Origin of the sequence: Burkholderia crassaminum, assembly GCF_964265005.1 — a bacterium.
Classification (GTDB): Bacteria; Pseudomonadota; Gammaproteobacteria; order Burkholderiales; family Burkholderiaceae; genus Burkholderia.
Genome location: NZ_OZ183799.1, coordinates 693,604 through 709,115, shown reverse-complemented (window position 1 = coordinate 709,115; position 15,512 = coordinate 693,604). Strand labels below are relative to the sequence as shown.

The 15,512-nt window shown below is 66.8% G+C and carries 12 protein-coding genes and 1 other RNA gene; 5 read left to right on the top strand and 8 right to left on the bottom strand.

The window, feature by feature from the left end; genetic code table 11:
- Positions 1-8: 8 nt before the first annotated feature.
- On the bottom strand, positions 9-467 hold the full coding sequence (gene dtd, locus ACPTTF_RS03250; RefSeq protein ID WP_166964782.1) for a D-aminoacyl-tRNA deacylase: 459 nt from the start codon (positions 465-467) through the stop codon (positions 9-11).
- Positions 464-1,705: a tyrosine--tRNA ligase gene (gene tyrS / locus ACPTTF_RS03245; protein WP_423370247.1), complete on the bottom strand. Its 1,242-nt coding sequence runs from the start codon at positions 1,703-1,705 to the stop codon at positions 464-466. Before tyrS ends, dtd begins: the two co-directional genes overlap by 4 nt.
- A gap of 142 nt (positions 1,706-1,847) precedes the next feature.
- On the opposite strand from tyrS, the gene ACPTTF_RS03240 reads away from it, so the two are divergent.
- Positions 1,848-2,996, top strand: a complete 1,149-nt coding sequence (locus tag ACPTTF_RS03240) for an anhydro-N-acetylmuramic acid kinase (RefSeq protein ID WP_423370246.1) — start codon at positions 1,848-1,850, stop codon at positions 2,994-2,996.
- A gap of 106 nt (positions 2,997-3,102) precedes the next feature.
- Here the strand turns inward: ACPTTF_RS03240 and erpA are convergent, their stop codons facing one another.
- The 3 genes from erpA to rplM all read right to left on the bottom strand — a co-directional run bounded on the left by erpA (position 3,103) and on the right by rplM (position 4,524).
- Entirely contained in the window at positions 3,103-3,474 is a 372-nt protein-coding gene (gene erpA / locus ACPTTF_RS03235; protein WP_011350956.1) for an iron-sulfur cluster insertion protein ErpA, read from the bottom strand.
- 218 nt (positions 3,475-3,692) lie between these two features.
- Positions 3,693-4,085: a 30S ribosomal protein S9 gene (gene rpsI, locus ACPTTF_RS03230; RefSeq protein ID WP_006476904.1), complete on the bottom strand. Its 393-nt coding sequence runs from the start codon at positions 4,083-4,085 to the stop codon at positions 3,693-3,695.
- A 10-nt stretch (positions 4,086-4,095) separates the two neighbouring features.
- Positions 4,096-4,524, bottom strand: a complete 429-nt coding sequence (gene rplM, locus ACPTTF_RS03225; RefSeq protein ID WP_041490553.1) for a 50S ribosomal protein L13 — start codon at positions 4,522-4,524, stop codon at positions 4,096-4,098.
- A 311-nt stretch (positions 4,525-4,835) separates the two neighbouring features.
- Between rplM and ACPTTF_RS03220 the strand changes: the two genes are divergently transcribed.
- Entirely contained in the window at positions 4,836-5,141 is a 306-nt protein-coding gene (locus ACPTTF_RS03220; protein WP_166964788.1) for a DUF1090 family protein, read from the top strand.
- 409 nt (positions 5,142-5,550) lie between these two features.
- Positions 5,551-6,015, top strand: coding sequence for an OsmC family protein (locus ACPTTF_RS03215; RefSeq protein ID WP_166964790.1), 465 nt, complete (start codon positions 5,551-5,553; stop codon positions 6,013-6,015).
- Positions 6,016-6,085: 70 nt separating this feature from the next.
- Here the strand turns inward: ACPTTF_RS03215 and rnpB are convergent.
- The 3 genes from rnpB to pyrC form a co-directional block, all read right to left on the bottom strand.
- Positions 6,086-6,497: RNase P RNA component class A (rnpB, locus tag ACPTTF_RS03210), an RNA gene on the bottom strand.
- Between the two features lie 12 nt (positions 6,498-6,509).
- Positions 6,510-7,400, bottom strand: coding sequence for a DUF3025 domain-containing protein (locus ACPTTF_RS03205; RefSeq protein ID WP_423370245.1), 891 nt, complete (start codon positions 7,398-7,400; stop codon positions 6,510-6,512).
- Entirely contained in the window at positions 7,397-8,461 is a 1,065-nt protein-coding gene (gene pyrC / locus ACPTTF_RS03200; protein ID WP_423370244.1) for a dihydroorotase, read from the bottom strand. The genes ACPTTF_RS03205 and pyrC overlap by 4 nt, the downstream gene beginning before the upstream one ends.
- A 205-nt stretch (positions 8,462-8,666) precedes the next feature.
- Between pyrC and ACPTTF_RS03195 the strand changes: the two genes are divergently transcribed.
- Together ACPTTF_RS03195 and ACPTTF_RS03190 are read left to right on the top strand one after the other, a co-directional pair.
- Positions 8,667-9,575 (top strand): class II glutamine amidotransferase, encoded by a 909-nt coding sequence (locus tag ACPTTF_RS03195; protein ID WP_166964794.1) that lies wholly within the window; start codon positions 8,667-8,669, stop codon positions 9,573-9,575.
- Between the two features lie 643 nt (positions 9,576-10,218).
- Complete coding sequence (locus tag ACPTTF_RS03190; protein ID WP_423370243.1) at positions 10,219-15,483, top strand: autotransporter outer membrane beta-barrel domain-containing protein; 5,265 nt, start codon at positions 10,219-10,221, stop codon at positions 15,481-15,483.
- The last annotated feature ends 29 nt before the right edge of the window (positions 15,484-15,512 follow it).

Genomic DNA, 15,512 nt, shown 5'->3' with positions numbered 1-15,512 from the left:
GGGAAGAATCAGGGCCGCACTTGCAGCCAGAATGTCACGGGGCCGTCGTTGACGAGCGACACCTGCATGTCGGCGCCGAACTCGCCCGTCTCGACGACCGGATGGCGCGCACGCGCTGCCGCGACAAAATAGTCGAACAGCCGCGCGCCTTCGTCGGGCGGCGCGGCCGGCGTGAAGCTCGGACGCAGCCCGCTGTTGGTATCGGCCGCCAGCGTGAACTGCGACACGAGCAGCAGGCCGCCTGCGCGGCCTTCACCGTCGATATTCGACACCGGCAGGTTCATCTTGCCGGCGGCGTCGCTGAACACGCGGTAGCCGAGCATTTTCGCGACCAGTTTGTCGGCCGCCGCGTCGGTGTCGCCGCGCTCCGCGCAGACGAGCGCGAGCAGGCCCGCGCCGATCTCGCCCGTCGTGCGGTCGCCGACGCGCACGTCGGCGCGCTTCACACGCTGGATCAGCGCGATCATGCGGTCAGCGTGACGCGCGCGAAGCGGCGCTTGCCGACCTGCACGACGAACTCGCCGGCCTCGACCTTCAGGCCCTTGTCCGACACGATCGCACCATCGATCTTCACGCCGCCCTGCTCGATGTTGCGCAGCGCTTCGCTCGTCGACGGCACGAGGCCGGCCTGCTTCAGCAGCTGGCCGATCGCGAGCGGCGCGCCCGCGAGCGTGACCGACGGAATGTCGTCCGGCACGCCGCCCTTCGCTCGGTGGTTGAAATCCTCGAGCGCGCGCTCGGCGTCGGCCTGCGAGTGGAACCGCGCGACGATTTCCTGCGCGAGCAGCACCTTGAAGTCGCGCGGGTTGCGGCCGCCGTCGGCCTCGCGCTTGAAGCCGGCGATCTCGTCCATGCTGCGGAACGACAGCAACTCGAAGTAACGCCACATCAGCGTGTCCGAGATGCTCATCAGCTTGCCGAACATGTCGGTCGGCTGCTCGCTGATGCCGACGTAGTTGCCCTTCGACTTCGACATCTTCTCGACGCCGTCGAGGCCTTCGAGCAGCGGCATCGTGAGAATGCACTGCTGTTCCTGGCCGTACTGCTTCTGCAGTTCGCGGCCGACCAGCAGGTTGAACTTCTGGTCGGTGCCGCCGAGCTCGAGGTCGGCGTTCAGCGCGACCGAATCGTAGCCCTGCATCAGCGGGTACAGGAATTCGTGGATCGAGATCGGCACGCCGCCCTGGAAGCGCTTCGTGAAATCCTCGCGTTCGAGGATCCGCGCGACCGTGTAGCGCGACGCGAGCTTGATCATCCCGTCCGCGCCGAGCGGCATCGACCATTCGCTGTTGTAGCGGATTTCGGTCTTGTCGCGGTCGAGCACGAGCGCGGCCTGTTCGAAGTAGGTCTTCGCGTTCGACTCGATCTGCTCGCGCGTGAGCGGCGGGCGCGTCGCGTTGCGGCCCGACGGGTCGCCGATCAGCGACGTGAAATCGCCGATCAGGAAGATCACCGTGTGGCCAAGGTCCTGAAGCTGACGCATCTTGTTCAGCACGACCGTATGGCCGATGTGGATGTCGGGTGCGGTCGGGTCGAGGCCGAGCTTGATGCGAAGCGGCGTGCCCGTCGCCGCGCTGCGCGCGAGCTTCTGCGCGAACTCTTCCTCGACCAGCAGCTCGTCGACGCCGCGCTTCGTGACGGCGAGCGCATGCCGGACTTCGTCAGTGATCGGGAAAACGGGCTTGGAACTGGGTTCGGTGCTCATCGGTGCCAGGAAGAATGTCGCAAAAACAGGGATTTTCCCATAACTTGCGCGCCCATCGCTTAACGGCGCGTCGCGTTGCGCGGATAATCGGGCGCAAGGCGCGCGGCACCGGCCCGCGCCGCACGATCCAGGAGAACCCAACGTGCCGCAACGACAGCCGCAAAACGCCCATCCGGCCGACGGCATCTACTTCGGGCTGATGTCGGGAACCAGCATGGACGGCGTCGATGGCGTCGCCGTGCGTTTCGAGGCCGGCAAGGCGCCGGTCGTGCTCGCGGAAGCGTTCGTCGGCTTCGCACAATCACTGCGCGACGCATTGTTCGCGCTGCAACAGCCCGGTGACGACGAGATCGACCGCGAATCGCTCGCCGCGAACGCGCTGGTCGCGCGCTATGCGGTGTGCTGCCACGAATTGCAGCGCACGGCCGGGCTGTCGCGCGACGAGATTCGCGCGATCGGCGTGCACGGCCAGACCGTACGCCATCGCCCCGAGCGCGGCTATACGCGGCAGCTCAACAACCCGGCGCTGCTCGCCGAGCTGACCCAGGTCGACGTGATCGCCGATTTTCGCAGCCGCGATGTCGCGGCAGGCGGCCACGGGGCACCGCTCGCGCCGGCCTTCCACGCAACGGTGTTCGGCGCACCGGGCGAGACGCGCGTCGTCTGCAATCTCGGCGGGATCAGCAACATCACGATCCTGCCCGGCGAAGGCGGTGACGTGCGCGGCTTCGACTGCGGCCCCGCGAACGCGCTGCTCGACGAATGGGCGACCCGCCATCTGGGCAAGCCGTACGACGACGGCGGCAAGTTCGCCGCGCGCGGCACCGTCCACGCACCGCTGCTCGACGCGCTGCTCGACGAGCCGTATTTCGCCGCACTGCCGCCGAAAAGCACCGGGCGCGACCTGTTCAATCCCGCCTGGCTCGACGCGAAGCTCACGACGTTTGCACAAGTCGCGCCGCAGGATGTGCAGGCGACCCTCACCGCGCTCACCGCCGTTTCGGTCGCGCGCGAGATCGCACGACACGCAGCGGGCTGCAAGGCCGTGTTTGTATGCGGCGGCGGCGCCCGCAATCCGGTGCTGCTCGACGCGCTCCGGCACGCGCTGGCCGAGGCTGGCGTGCCGGCCACGGTCGATACGACAGCTGCGCTTGGCGTGCCGCCTCAGCAGGTCGAGGCACTCGCGTTCGCGTGGCTCGCGTACCGCTTCACCGCGCGCCAGCCCGGCAATCTCGCGACGGTCACCGGTGCGGCCGGCAACCGCGTGCTCGGCGCGCTCTATCCACGCTGACGCGATACCTGCCGCGCGGCGGGCGCCGCATCGCAAACGGGCATAAAAAACGGGGCATGAAGCCCCGTTTTTCTTTCCGGCGAACCGGTGTGGACCTGTCGTGCGCTCAGACCGAGAACGACGAGCCGCACCCGCAGGTGGTGCTCGCGTTCGGGTTCTTGATCACGAACTGGGCGCCGTTGAGGTCGTCCTTATAGTCGATCTCGGCGCCGACCAGGTACTGGTAGCTCATCGAGTCGATCAGGAGCTGGACACCGTTCTTGTTCATCACGGTGTCGTCCTCGTTGACTTCCTCGTCGAACGTGAAGCCGTACTGGAAGCCGGAGCAGCCGCCGCCCTGCACGAACACGCGCAGCTTCAGGTCGGGATTGCCCTCTTCGTCGATCAGTTGCTTGACCTTGTCGGCCGCGGCGTCGGTGAAGACGAACGGAACCGGCATTTCGGCCGTCGTTGCTGCGGATTCGGTAACAGCGTTCATTGCGAACTCTCCAAAAAGCTTTAGCCGCTATTGTAGGGCCGATCAGAAGATCGTGCTGAAGTCCATGAAATCAATAGGTTCTTGTCGAATTCATCAAGCACGCACGCGCGGGCCGCGGCAGCACGCGCCTGGAAACGGACATAAAAAAACCGCCAGCGCGAAAGCTGGCGGTTTTTCCGGCGGACGCCGCCCGGGAGCGGCGAGGCCATGAAGCGAAATTAACGCTTCGAGAACTGCTTTGCGCGACGTGCCTTGCGCAGACCAACCTTCTTACGCTCGACTTCACGCGCATCGCGCGTGACGAAACCAGCGCTCGACAGCGACGGCTTCAGCGTTGCGTCGTAGTCGATCAGTGCACGGGTGATGCCGTGGCGCACTGCGCCTGCCTGGCCCGTTTCACCGCCGCCATTGACGTTCACCTTGATGTCGAACGTCTGGCCGTGGTTCGTGAGTTCCAGCGGTTGACGCACGATCATCAGCGACGTTTCGCGCGAGAAGTAGTCAGCGATGGGCTTGCCGTTGACGATGATATCGCCCTTGCCAGCCTTGATGAAGACACGTGCGACTGCGCTCTTGCGGCGGCCCGTACCGTAGTTCCAGTTACCGATCATGTGGGTCCCCTTAGATCTCGAGCGCCTTCGGCTGTTGAGCCGAGTGCGGATGCGTCGCTTCTGCGTAGACCTTCAGCTTCTTGATCATCGCGTAGCCGAGCGGGCCCTTCGGCAGCATGCCCTTGACCGCCTTCTCGAGCGCACGGCCCGGGAAGCGTTCTTGCATCTTGCCGAACGTCGTTTCATAGATACCGCCCGGGTAGCCCGAGTGACGGTAGTACTTCTTGTCCAGCGTCTTGTTGCCCGTGACTTTCAACTTGCTCGCGTTGACGATGATGATGAAATCACCGGTGTCGACGTGCGGAGTGAACTCAGGCTTGTGCTTGCCGCGCAGACGGCGTGCCACTTCGCTGGCAACACGGCCGAGAACCTTATCCGTCGCGTCAATCACGTACCATTCGCGCGTCACCTCATGGGCTTTTGCGGAAAACGTCTTCATGATCGATCCAAAAAAAATGCTTTGCCCGAAGTATTCGTCCTGCTTGTCTATGTGCGCTTCGAGGCGCGGTGCAGGCTCTCCCTGTTCTTTTTCCGTGGGCATGAATGCGGAAAAGCCCTGAATTATAAAGGAAATACGGCAACGCGGTCAAAGGGAATCCACTTCCCCTGCGCACGGCGGCCGAAATGGGCCAAAATCCGGTCGTGCCCCGACAAGCCAGGCGAACCGAGCGCCCGGGGAGGCACCCATCGACGCGCGGCACGTGACCTTGCCGCGCCAGACCGGCCGAATACGGAAAACAACAAACTAGCATGATGAATCAACGACTTACGCCCATCCTTGCGGCCGCATTGCTGGCCGCCGCGGCGCCTGCCGTCGCCGCCCGCGCCGACTGCGAAGCCAAGCTCGACGCACTCGATACACGCCTTGCCGAAGCCCGCGCCGCCCATGCCGAGGATCGCGTCGCCCGCCTGCGCGCGGTGCGCGAACGCGTCCGCCACTTCTGCGCACGCGGGCACGGCCATGCGTCGGCCGTCCACGCGCCGGCGCCTGACGCGCGCTCGCGCGGCACACCGCTCGACGCGGCATCGCAGCCGGCCGCCAGGCAGCCCGCGTGACCCTGTCGGGGCGCGCAAACCGCGCGCCGATGTTTGCATGGGACGAAAAAAAGCCCGAACGGCTGGTTCGGGCTTAATCCACCATAGGAGGAGGTGGAGGAGACATTCGGAGGTTGCCGCAGCGCGACAACCAATGAGGCTCATTATACGAACGCGTCGCCGACTTCACAAGAAAATTTGCATTACGAAATCAAACACCATTATGTGAAATTTATGGTGGCGCGTTTGAATAGTCGGTTTTCTCTTTGAAATCAAGCACCTGATCCCGGCAAGCGCGATCGGGAACCGCCCTCGTCTAGAGTAAAACCCCTAAGTCCGGAGGGAAATTGGCCGTCCGGCGCGCCGCCCGGACGGCGCCTGCATTGCGCGTCGTGCACCGCATCAGCCGACCGTTGCGCTGCGGGCTACAATGCCGGATCGAATCCGAATCAGGCAACGCGGGAGTGCAAGCATGGAATGCAAAGTAAGCTGGATGGGTCAGGACGGCATGGCGTTTTCGGCCGAGACCGGCAGCGGCCACCTCGTCACGATGGATGGTGCGCCCGAAGGCGGCGGCCACAACCTCGCGCCGCGCCCGATGGAGATGGTGCTGCTCGGCACCGGCGGCTGCACGGCGTATGACGTCGTGCTGATCCTGAAGAAGAGCCGCCAGGAAGTCAGCGGCTGCTCGGTCACGCTGAAGGCCGAACGCGCGAGCGAAGACCCGAAGGTGTTCACGAAAGTGCACTTCCACTTCACCGTCACCGGCCGCAACCTGAACCCGGCCACCGTCGAGCGCGCGATCAACCTGTCGCACGACAAGTATTGCTCCGCGTCGATCATGATCGCGAAGACGGCCGAACTCACGCATTCGTTCGACATCGTCGCCGGCTGAACGCGCGGCAAGTGCACATGAAAAAAGGGCCGGCGCTCCGTTGGGAGCCGCCGGCCCTTTCGTATTCGTACCGCAAAGCAGGCCGATAAGCCGGATTCTGTGCACACTGCGCGCCGAAGCCCGCAACGCGTGGCAGCCATTCCTCTAGGCGCGCCATTGCTGACGCGCTCAAGCTTCCTACCCGCAGACGAGACGGGGGCCCCGTCCTGCATCCGAAAATGCGCGCCTGCCTACTTGGAATTGCTCCGGGTGGAGGTTACCGTGCCGGCGAACGTCGCCGTCGCCGCGGTGCGCTCTTACCGCACCGTTTCACCCTTACCTGATCCCGGCTTGCGCCGGGCCATCGGCGGTTTGCTTTCTGTTGCCCTGTTCCGCGTGTCGCCACGGATGGCCGTTAGCCATCACCCTGCCCTGTGGAGTCCGGACTTTCCTCGCCCCCGCGCGCCCGAAGGCGGCGAGGCCGCGACTGCCTAGCCTGCTTTGCGACGCGCATTCTAGCACTGCGCGCCGCTGTCGGCAGCACGCGAGCGGCGGCCGCTGCGAAACACGGCCGGATCGTCATAGAACGCGGCCTCGGCATTCGCATCGCACCAGCCCGGCACGCCGAGCACCGGGAGCGGCGCGAAATCGCGGCTCGTCAGCGCGCGCGTCGCGAGTTCCGCGGCCACACGTGCGTCGACATGCGCGGTGCGTTGCACGTCGGGCCATGAAAAATAGTCCGCGCTCACTTCGACGATCCACGTGTGCGCGGTGCAGGACTTGTAGGGCGCGACGAGCTTCTCGAGCAGCGCATGGCCGACGAGCCGCGCCTCGCAGCGCGTGCCCCACGCATCGCGCGCGGCGACCAGCAGCCGCGGCCAGTCGAATCGGCGCAGCGCGGCGGCGAGCACGCGGTCGGCCGTCACGAACAGCGCGGCGTTCTCGTCGAACAGCGTGAGCGCATCGCGCAACGTGCCGCGTACGGGGCCGACACCGCCCGCCTCGTCGATCGCCGCGGCCTGGCGCGCATTCAGTGCGCCCTTGATGCGCGGATACGCGAACCAGACGAGCGCGTTGAAGAAATCGTGCAGATTGTGGCGGGTCGGGACGCCGCCCGTCTCCGCGATATGGGTCTCGTACGCCACGCCGGGCGGCAACTCGGCCTGCGGCTCGAATCGCAGCGGCCGGCCGCGGCCGCTGATGTGCGGGCCGTCGGGCCCGGTGTCGCTCAACGCGCCGTTCAGCGCGCCAAGCAGCGCGGCCTCGCCCGCCCTTGCCGCCGCCTGTGCAACGCGGCCGGGCTCCGCGTAGGGCGCGAGCCACGGCACGGACCAGTCGATCCGCGCAAAATCCGCCGCCCCGCTGCCGGCCATATGGCCGGGTTCGCGAGGCGGCACGAAGGTCACGCCAGTTTCCAGCCGATCGTCTCGCCGCCGCGCAGCGGCACGACAGGCGTATCGCCCGCGAAGATCTCGCGCGGCAGCTCCCATGCCTCGCGACGCAGCGTGACCGTCTCGGCGCTGCGCGGCAGCCCGTAGAAATCGGCGCCGAAGAAGCTCGCGAAGCCTTCCAGCTTGTCGAGCGCACCGGCCGTGTCGAACGCTTCCGCGTACAGTTCGAGCGCGTGCAGCGCCGTGTAGCAGCCTGCGCAGCCGCACGCGGTTTCCTTCGCGTCGCGCGCATGCGGCGCGCTGTCGGTGCCGAGGAAGAAGCGCGGATTGCCCGACGTCGCAGCCTCGACCAGCGCCACGCGATGCGTCTCGCGCTTCAGCACGGGCAGGCAGTAGTAATGCGGGCGAATCCCGCCGACGAACAGCGCATTGCGGTTGTACAGCAGGTGATGCGCGGTGATGGTCGCGCCGAGCAGGCCGGGCGCCGCATCGGCTTCGCGCACGTAGTCGGCCGCGTCCTTCGTCGTGATGTGTTCGAACACGACCTTCAGGCCCGGGAAATCGCGGCGCAGCGGCGTCATCACGCGGTCGATGAAGACCTTCTCGCGGTCGAACAGGTCGATCGACGCATCGGTCACCTCGCCGTGCACGAGCAGCGGCATGCCGGTTTCCTGCATCGCCTCGAGCGTCTTCGCGCACTTCGCGAGATCGGTGACGCCGTGGTCGGAATTCGTCGTAGCGCCTGCCGGATACAGCTTCACGCCGTGCACGAAGCCGCTTTCGAGCGCGCGGCGGATCTCGTCGGGCGGCGTGTTGTCGGTCAGGTACAGCGTCATCAGCGGCTCGAACGTCATCCCGGCCGGCAGCGCGGCGAGGATCCGCTCGCGATAGGCCTGCGCCTGCGCGGTGGTCGTCACCGGCGGCTTCAGGTTCGGCATGACGATCGCGCGGCCGAACTGGCGCGCGGTGTGCGGCAGCACGGCGGCCAGCATGTCGCCGTCTCGCAGGTGCAGGTGCCAGTCGTCGGGACGGGCGAGCGAGAGCGTCGCCGGGGAGGAAGCGTTCGAGGCAGTCATAGGAGGCGTCGTGAGGAACGTGCTTGCCGTCGGCGGGGCCGGAACACGCGTGCGCGGGCCGACTGACGGCAAACCGCAACACGGGACCTTTGGCCAGCGGAATCCGCTTTTTACCGCTCAGGGCTCGGTGATATGCTAGAAGCCGCATTGTACCGGGGTTCGCCCGGTTCGTTACCCCCCGCTTCAGCCTGCCGCCCCAAGTAAAATGTGCCAACTCTTAGGAATGAACTGCGCCGCGCCGACGGACGTCACATTCTCCTTCACAGGTTTCGCGGCCCGGGGTGGGCTCACCGATCACCATGCCGACGGCTGGGGCATCGCGTTCTTCGAAGACAAGGCCTGCCGCCTGTTCATCGATCACCAGGCATCGGCCACGTCGCCGATCGCCGAAATGGTGAAGCGCTACCCGATCAAGTCCAAGAACACGATCGCGCACATCCGCAAGGCGACGCAAGGCCACATCCTGCTCGAGAACAGCCATCCGTTCATGCGCGAGCTGTGGGGCCGGCACTGGATCTTCGCGCATAACGGCGACCTCCAGGACTACGCACCGGACATGGACGGCAGTGTCTACCATCCGGTCGGCACGACCGACAGCGAACAGGCGTTCTGCGTGCTGATGCAGGGGCTGCGCGAAGCGTTCCCCGGCGCGCAGCCGCCGTTGCCCGAACTGTTCGAGCGCGTCGGCGAGTTGACGCGCGGCATCACCGATCACGGCGTATTCAACTTCCTGATGTCGAACGGCCAGGCGCTCTTCGCGCATTGCTCGACGCGGCTGCACTATCTCGTGCGGCGCTGGCCGTTCTCGACCGCACATCTCGTCGACGAAGACCTGTCGATCGATTTCGCGAAATATACGACGCCTGAAGATCGCGTCGCGGTGATCGCGACGCAACCGCTCACCGACAACGAAGTCTGGACCGCGTTCGAGCCGGGCGAACTGATCATGTTCCAGTGCGGCGACGTCGCTGCGCGGATGCGGATCCCGGTGCCTGAACGCGTGCTCGAGAAGCTGCGCAATCCGGCGCTCGACGCATCGGCGTCGGCGCCGCGCGACGCACGCGAGGCGCTTGCCGCCGCCGACGTCGATTCAGACGACGCGCTCGACTTCTGAGCCCACGCGCGCCAGCACCTGCTCCTCTCCGCTGCCAGTCACTGTTCGGCAGGCATGCCGCTGGCTCGCCACGCCCGGTCGCGGCGGGCTGTTTCGCGCACACGATACTGTGACGCTTGCCGCCGGGCCATATCGTTCGCCCCGTGCCAACCCAGTTTCATCCGGCCACATTCCGGTATATCGAAGCGACGCCTCTCAATACTCGCCCGACTCAATTCATTTCCAATGGAAAATGATTGAAACGAGAAGCGAATAAATCGCTCAATCAAAATGCAGACATTCCGGAAACCACATTCTAAAGCACCGGCCTGACGTAAACCGTGCGCCACCCCACCGATCCGGCGATCACGAGATCACACGCAAAAATCGACCAAACCCTTATCCACAAAGGTTTTCAGTTCGATTCATCGCACAATCATAAAATACCAAATGAAAGCGGCACTATTGCCGCATTTGTAAGCTTCCCGACAATCGATCCCCTTCCCGGTCAGTAGAGTCCGCTCATCCTCGGTGTAACGAATCGCGATTGGCGGAGAAACGGCCACGGCCGCCGCACACCCATTCACGCCATTCCCTCACCGCGGATCGAGATTTCACTGCACCGCGGTGAAAGCCACGTCAAAACAAATGAGAGGGGCTTGTCGTGAATCATTCATTTCGATCGATATGGAGCGAGACCACCGGCTGCTGGGTCGCTGCTGCGGAAACGGCGCGGGCGCGCGGCAAGCGTGCGGGCAGCCCGTCCGGCGCAGGCCGCTGTGCCGCACACGTGGCAGTGTGTGGAGCACCGCTTCGCGTCGCGGCACTCGGCGCCGCGCTGGCCGTGCTGTCGGCCGGCACCGCGTATGCATCGACGTGCGGCAACGGCGCGGCCGTCGCGAGCGGCGGCACCTGTGCGCTCGGCAGCTTCAGCCCGACCGTCAATGACGACCTCGCCGGCGCCACGACCGTGTCGGGCGGCGACCGGGTCAGCCTGACGGGCGCCTGGACCGGTGCGACCGGCGACATGGGCTACACGCCGATGCCGCTCGGCAACACGTCCATCATTTCGGGCAACCCGAATCAGCCGTTGGTGACGCTCGGCGGCAAGACGCAAAGTGTCGGCACCCCGGACTCGATCACGGGCGGCCGCACGTCGGTCGCCACCTACGATTCGTCCGCGTTCGTCTCGTCGAACGCAGGCTCGACTGTCGTGCAGGTCTACCACGACGTGAACGGTAACCAGTACGTGAACACGCGGATCGGTACGGTCGCGAACTCGGGTGGCACGCTCGACGTATCGATCGGCAACCCGGCGAACGCGCCCGCGGCGGCCGGCAATGTGATCACGATCGCGGCCAAGCAGACCGACCTCACCTACGCGGACGGCACCGGCTCGGCACCGAGCGTCATCAACTGGAATTCGCGCAACCAGATCTGGTTCATCACCGGCGACTATCTCGCGAGCGGCGGCCCCGTCGGCAGCGTCGAGCTCGACGTGCCGACCTACGCGGGCACCTTCACCGCGTTCGACGGCAGCAGGTGGACCGTCACCGACGCCGCGTCGCTGGCCGCGTACAACAACTTTCTCGTGCATTCGGTCCAGAACGGCGCACTCGGCTCGCAGGCAGCCTACGACAATGCGTTCGGCCAGGCCGTGACGTTCGCCACGCAAACCTTCGAGTATGCGAACAACGTGTCGCCGGACGACAAGAACGCGCTGCCCAGGAACTACCCGACCGCGATGCACGGCACGGGCGCAAACGCGACGCTGCACATCGGCAAGGACGGCCAGATCGACTTCCGCGGCTCCAACACGATCGACGCGAGCGCTGCCGTCGTCGCGGAGAACGGTGCGCACTTCATCAACGACGGGCGCCTGTCGGGCGACTTTACGCTGGTGCGCCTGCTGAGCGGCGCGAGCGGCGTCAACAACGGCGCGATTTCATCCGGCTATACGTCCGGCGACAACGTCAACACGAGCACCGCGCAGCCCGACAACTTCGGGCTCGACACGGTCGTCGAAGGCAGTGGCGTGTACGCAAACGGCGCAGGCACCACGTTCGTCAACAACGGCGTGATGAACGTCGGCGCGTGGGATCTCATCCGCAACCGGCTCGACCTGCAGAACTACGCGGTGGCCGCGACCGACGGCGCGAGCGCATCGAACGCCGGCACGATCAACGTCGGCGTCAACGCGACGACGCTCGACAGCCAGGTGATCGGCGGCCTCGTCGCCGGCGGCAGCTTCACGAACGAAGCCGGCGGCACGATCTACCTCGGCCGCGCGGCCCAGTACGATGCCGGCGCACCGGAAGCCGCGAACGACGTCGCGCTGTCCGCGCACGCGTACGGCATCCTGCTCGGCGCATCGGGCACCGCGAGCAACCTCGGCACGATCGTGATCGGCTCGCAGACGCAGAACGGCGCCGCGTTGGCGAGCATCGGCTCGTCGTCCGGCACGCTGACCAACGCGGGCGCGATCGTCGTCAACGGCGCGGCGTCCGGCACGCCGCTTGCCAACGTCGGCATGCTCGCGGCCAACTCGGCCGCGACCGTGACCAACACCGGCACCATCACGCTGAACGGCGTCAACGGCATCGGCATCATGGTCGTCGGGACCGGCACGACCGCGACGGCCGCGACCTCGACCGGCACGATCAACGTCGCCGGCGGCCTCGATCCTGCATCGGGCACGCGCAACTACGGCGTGTGGGCCGAGGGGCCGCTCGCGAAAGCCACCCTCGACGGCGCGCTCAACCTGACGGGCACCGGCGCGATCGGCGTGCACGCGCGCTCGGGCGCGACGATCGACGTCGGCGCCAATGCCGTGCCCGCCTTCATGTCGGGCACCAACCAGATCGGCTTCTACGCATATGGCGCGGGCTCGAAGATCAACGTCGCCGCGCAGCACCTCAGCGTCGACACCGACGAATCGACGCTGTTCCGAGTCGCAGGCGGCGCGACGTACACGGGCGCGTCGGCGGCCGGCACCCTGACGACCGACGTCAACGGCCAGCGCGCGCACGGCGTGCTCGCGACCGACACCGGCACCGTGCTGTCGACCGGCAACGCGATCTACAACGTCAACGGCGCGAACGGCATCGCGATCGCGGTCGAAGGCGGCGCGCAAGGCACGATCGACGCGGGCGCGACGATCAACCTGAACGCGGCCGGCGCGATCGCGGGTGTCGTCGACGGCCAGGCGCACGACCTCACCGGCGCGAATGCCGGCGTACCGGTCGCGACGACGCTCACCAACAACGCCGCCGTTACGTCATCGACTGGCGGCGTGACGGGCTTCGTCGCGCAAAACCTCGGCACGCTCGAGAACCGCGACACGGTGCTGCTGACGGGCGCCGGCTCGACAGGCGTCGTGGTCGGCACGCTCGGCACGGTGAACAACGCGTCGACGATCCGCGTATCCGACGGCACCGGCGCGCTCGTCCAGGGCGCGTCGGCAACGCTCGCCAACACGGGTTCGATCGAAGCCGACGACGGCATCGCGGGCGTCCACCTGACGGGCGCCGGCGCATCGGTCGCACTGTCGGGCACCGGCACCGTGATCGCGAACGGCAGCGCCGACGGTGTGCTGATCGACTCGACCGTGACGGGCGGCAGACTCGCGGCTGGTGCAACTTCTATCGCGGTCGGTGGCTCGGGCAAGGGGATCGACAACCAGGGGACGAACGCGACGATCGCACTGTCCGGCACGCAGATCGGCACGACCGGCGGCGGCGCCGACGGCCTGTCGTCGACGGGCGCCGGCGCGATGATCGGGATGGACGCGGCGACGACCATCCGGACAGCCGGCAGCAACGCGCGCGGCGTGTTCGTCTCCGGCACGGGCTCGACCTTGACGGCCAACGGCACGACCATCGCGACGAGCGGCGCGGGTTCGGCCGCGATCGTGACGAGCGGCGGTGCGACCGCGCTGCTGTCGGGCGCGAAGATCACCGCGGCCGGCGCAGCAGCCGACGGCCTCGTCGCTCAGAACGGCGGCCGCATCGGCGATACGGGCTCGACGATCGCCAGCGCCGCCGGCAACGGCGCAACCGCCGACAGCGGCAGCGTGCTCGCGTTGACCGGCACGATGCTCAAGGGCGCGACGGCCGGCGTGCTGACCTCCGATACGCTCGCAAACGGCGCGACGAGTTCGGTGCTCGTCGATGGCGGCAGCGTCACGTCCGCCACCGGCCCGGCCTTCGCCGCGCGCGGCGGCACGGCCGACATCGCCGTGCGCAACGGCACGGTCGTGACGGCCGGCAACGGCACGCTGCTCGACCTGTCGAACGGCAGCAACACCACCTTCACCGCATCGGCCGTGAACCTGGCCGGCGACATCGTCTCCGACGCATCGAGCACCGGCAACGTGCTCCTCGCGAACGGCACGACACTGACCGGCAAGATCGACCCGGTCGCACTGACCGTCGACCCCACCAGCACGTGGCGCATGACGGGCAGCTCCGTGCTGAGCAGCCTGAACAACGCGGGCCTGGTCGCATTCGCCGCACCGACCGGTTCGCCGACGCTCACGGGCAGCTACAAGACGCTCACGACCGGCAGCTACGTCGGCAACGGCGGCACGATCGCGCTCAACACGTTCCTCGGCGCCGACGCATCGCCGACCGATCGGGTGATCGTGAACGGCGGCACCGCGAGCGGCACGACGGGCCTGAAGATCGCCAACACGGCCGGCACCGGCGCGCAGACGAAGGGCGACGGGATTCCGGTGGTCGTCACGACCAACGGCGGCACGACCACCGCATCGGCGTTCCAGCTCGCGGGGCCCGTGCAGGCGGGCGCATACGAATACCGGCTCTATCGCGGCGGGCAAGGCGACGCGAACAGCTGGTACCTGCGCTCGCAACTCGATCCGTCGGACCCCGGCGACCCGATCCACCCGTCCGGTGGCGGCGACGGCGGCGGGAACGGCAACGGCAACGGCGGCACGCTCGCGTATCGCCCCGGTGTCGCCGGCTACACGCTCACGCCGCTGTTGAACGCCGACTACGGCTTCTCGACGCTCGGCAAGCTGCACGAGCGCGTCGGCGACATCTACAACGTCGAGAAGCAGCAGCCCGGCAATCGCGACGGCGTGTGGGGGCGCATCGGCGGGCAGAGCCTCGATGCAAACGCGGGCCGCTTCGCCGCCGACGAGCGCACCTTCTTCGCGCAGTTCGGCAAGGACTGGACGCTCGACCAGGCGCCGAACGGCGGCGGCAGCACGCATGCGGGCGTGACGGCCAGCATCGGCGTGTCGAACGCGAGCTTCAGCGACATGGCACGCGCCGATACGGCCAACCTGTCGACGTCGACGGGCTCGGTCGAGATGCACGCGCAGAGCGTCGGCGGCTACTGGACGAAGTACCTGTCCGACGGCACGTACTTCGACAGCGTCGGGCAGGTCACGCACTACGGCAACCGCTATCGCGACAGCTACGGCAACGAGGCATCGCAGAACGGCTTCGGTATCGCGCTGTCGCAGGAAGCCGGCAAGCCCTTCGCGATCGGCAGCCTGCCGGTCGCGGTCGAGCCGCAGGCGCAGCTGATGTATCAGTACCTGAAGCTGAACGGGTTCAACGACAACGTGTCGGCCGTATCGGGTACGACGACGAACGCGCTGCGCGGCCGCGTCGGCGTGCGCATCTTCCGGCCGAACCTCCAGTCGGATTCGGGCGGCGGTGCTGCCACGCCGTACTTCACGGCCGACGTGCTGCACGACTTCCTGTCGCCGGGCCAGACCGTCGTCGGCGGCACGCCGTTCGCGACGCATCTCGGCCGCACGTGGTACGAGCTCGGCGTCGGCGTGACCGCGGGTTTCGGCAAGTCGGGCGAGCTGTACGCGAACGCGAAGATCGCGCGCAACATCGGCGGCGACTATCGGCGCGGCATCGTCGGGCAGGTCGGCTACCGCTACAGCTGGTAACGTCCGCGGCCAACGGACGAAAAAAACCG

What these genes read in the sequence shown, in the direction of transcription:
- rplM (WP_041490553.1), bottom strand. Translation starts at nt 4,524, where the DNA reads ATGAAGACGTTTTCCGCAAAAGCCCATGAGGTGACGCGCGAATGGTAC.
- rpsI (WP_006476904.1), bottom strand. Translation starts at nt 4,085, where the DNA reads ATGATCGGTAACTGGAACTACGGTACGGGCCGCCGCAAGAGCGCAGTC.
- erpA (WP_011350956.1), bottom strand. Translation starts at nt 3,474, where the DNA reads ATGAACGCTGTTACCGAATCCGCAGCAACGACGGCCGAAATGCCGGTT.
- ACPTTF_RS03220 (WP_166964788.1), top strand. Translation starts at nt 4,836, where the DNA reads ATGATGAATCAACGACTTACGCCCATCCTTGCGGCCGCATTGCTGGCC.
- ACPTTF_RS03195 (WP_166964794.1), top strand. Translation starts at nt 8,667, where the DNA reads ATGTGCCAACTCTTAGGAATGAACTGCGCCGCGCCGACGGACGTCACA.
- ACPTTF_RS03215 (WP_166964790.1), top strand. Translation starts at nt 5,551, where the DNA reads ATGCCGGATCGAATCCGAATCAGGCAACGCGGGAGTGCAAGCATGGAA.
- pyrC (WP_423370244.1), bottom strand. Translation starts at nt 8,461, where the DNA reads ATGACTGCCTCGAACGCTTCCTCCCCGGCGACGCTCTCGCTCGCCCGT.
- dtd (WP_166964782.1), bottom strand. Translation starts at nt 467, where the DNA reads ATGATCGCGCTGATCCAGCGTGTGAAGCGCGCCGACGTGCGCGTCGGC.
- tyrS (WP_423370247.1), bottom strand. Translation starts at nt 1,705, where the DNA reads ATGAGCACCGAACCCAGTTCCAAGCCCGTTTTCCCGATCACTGACGAA.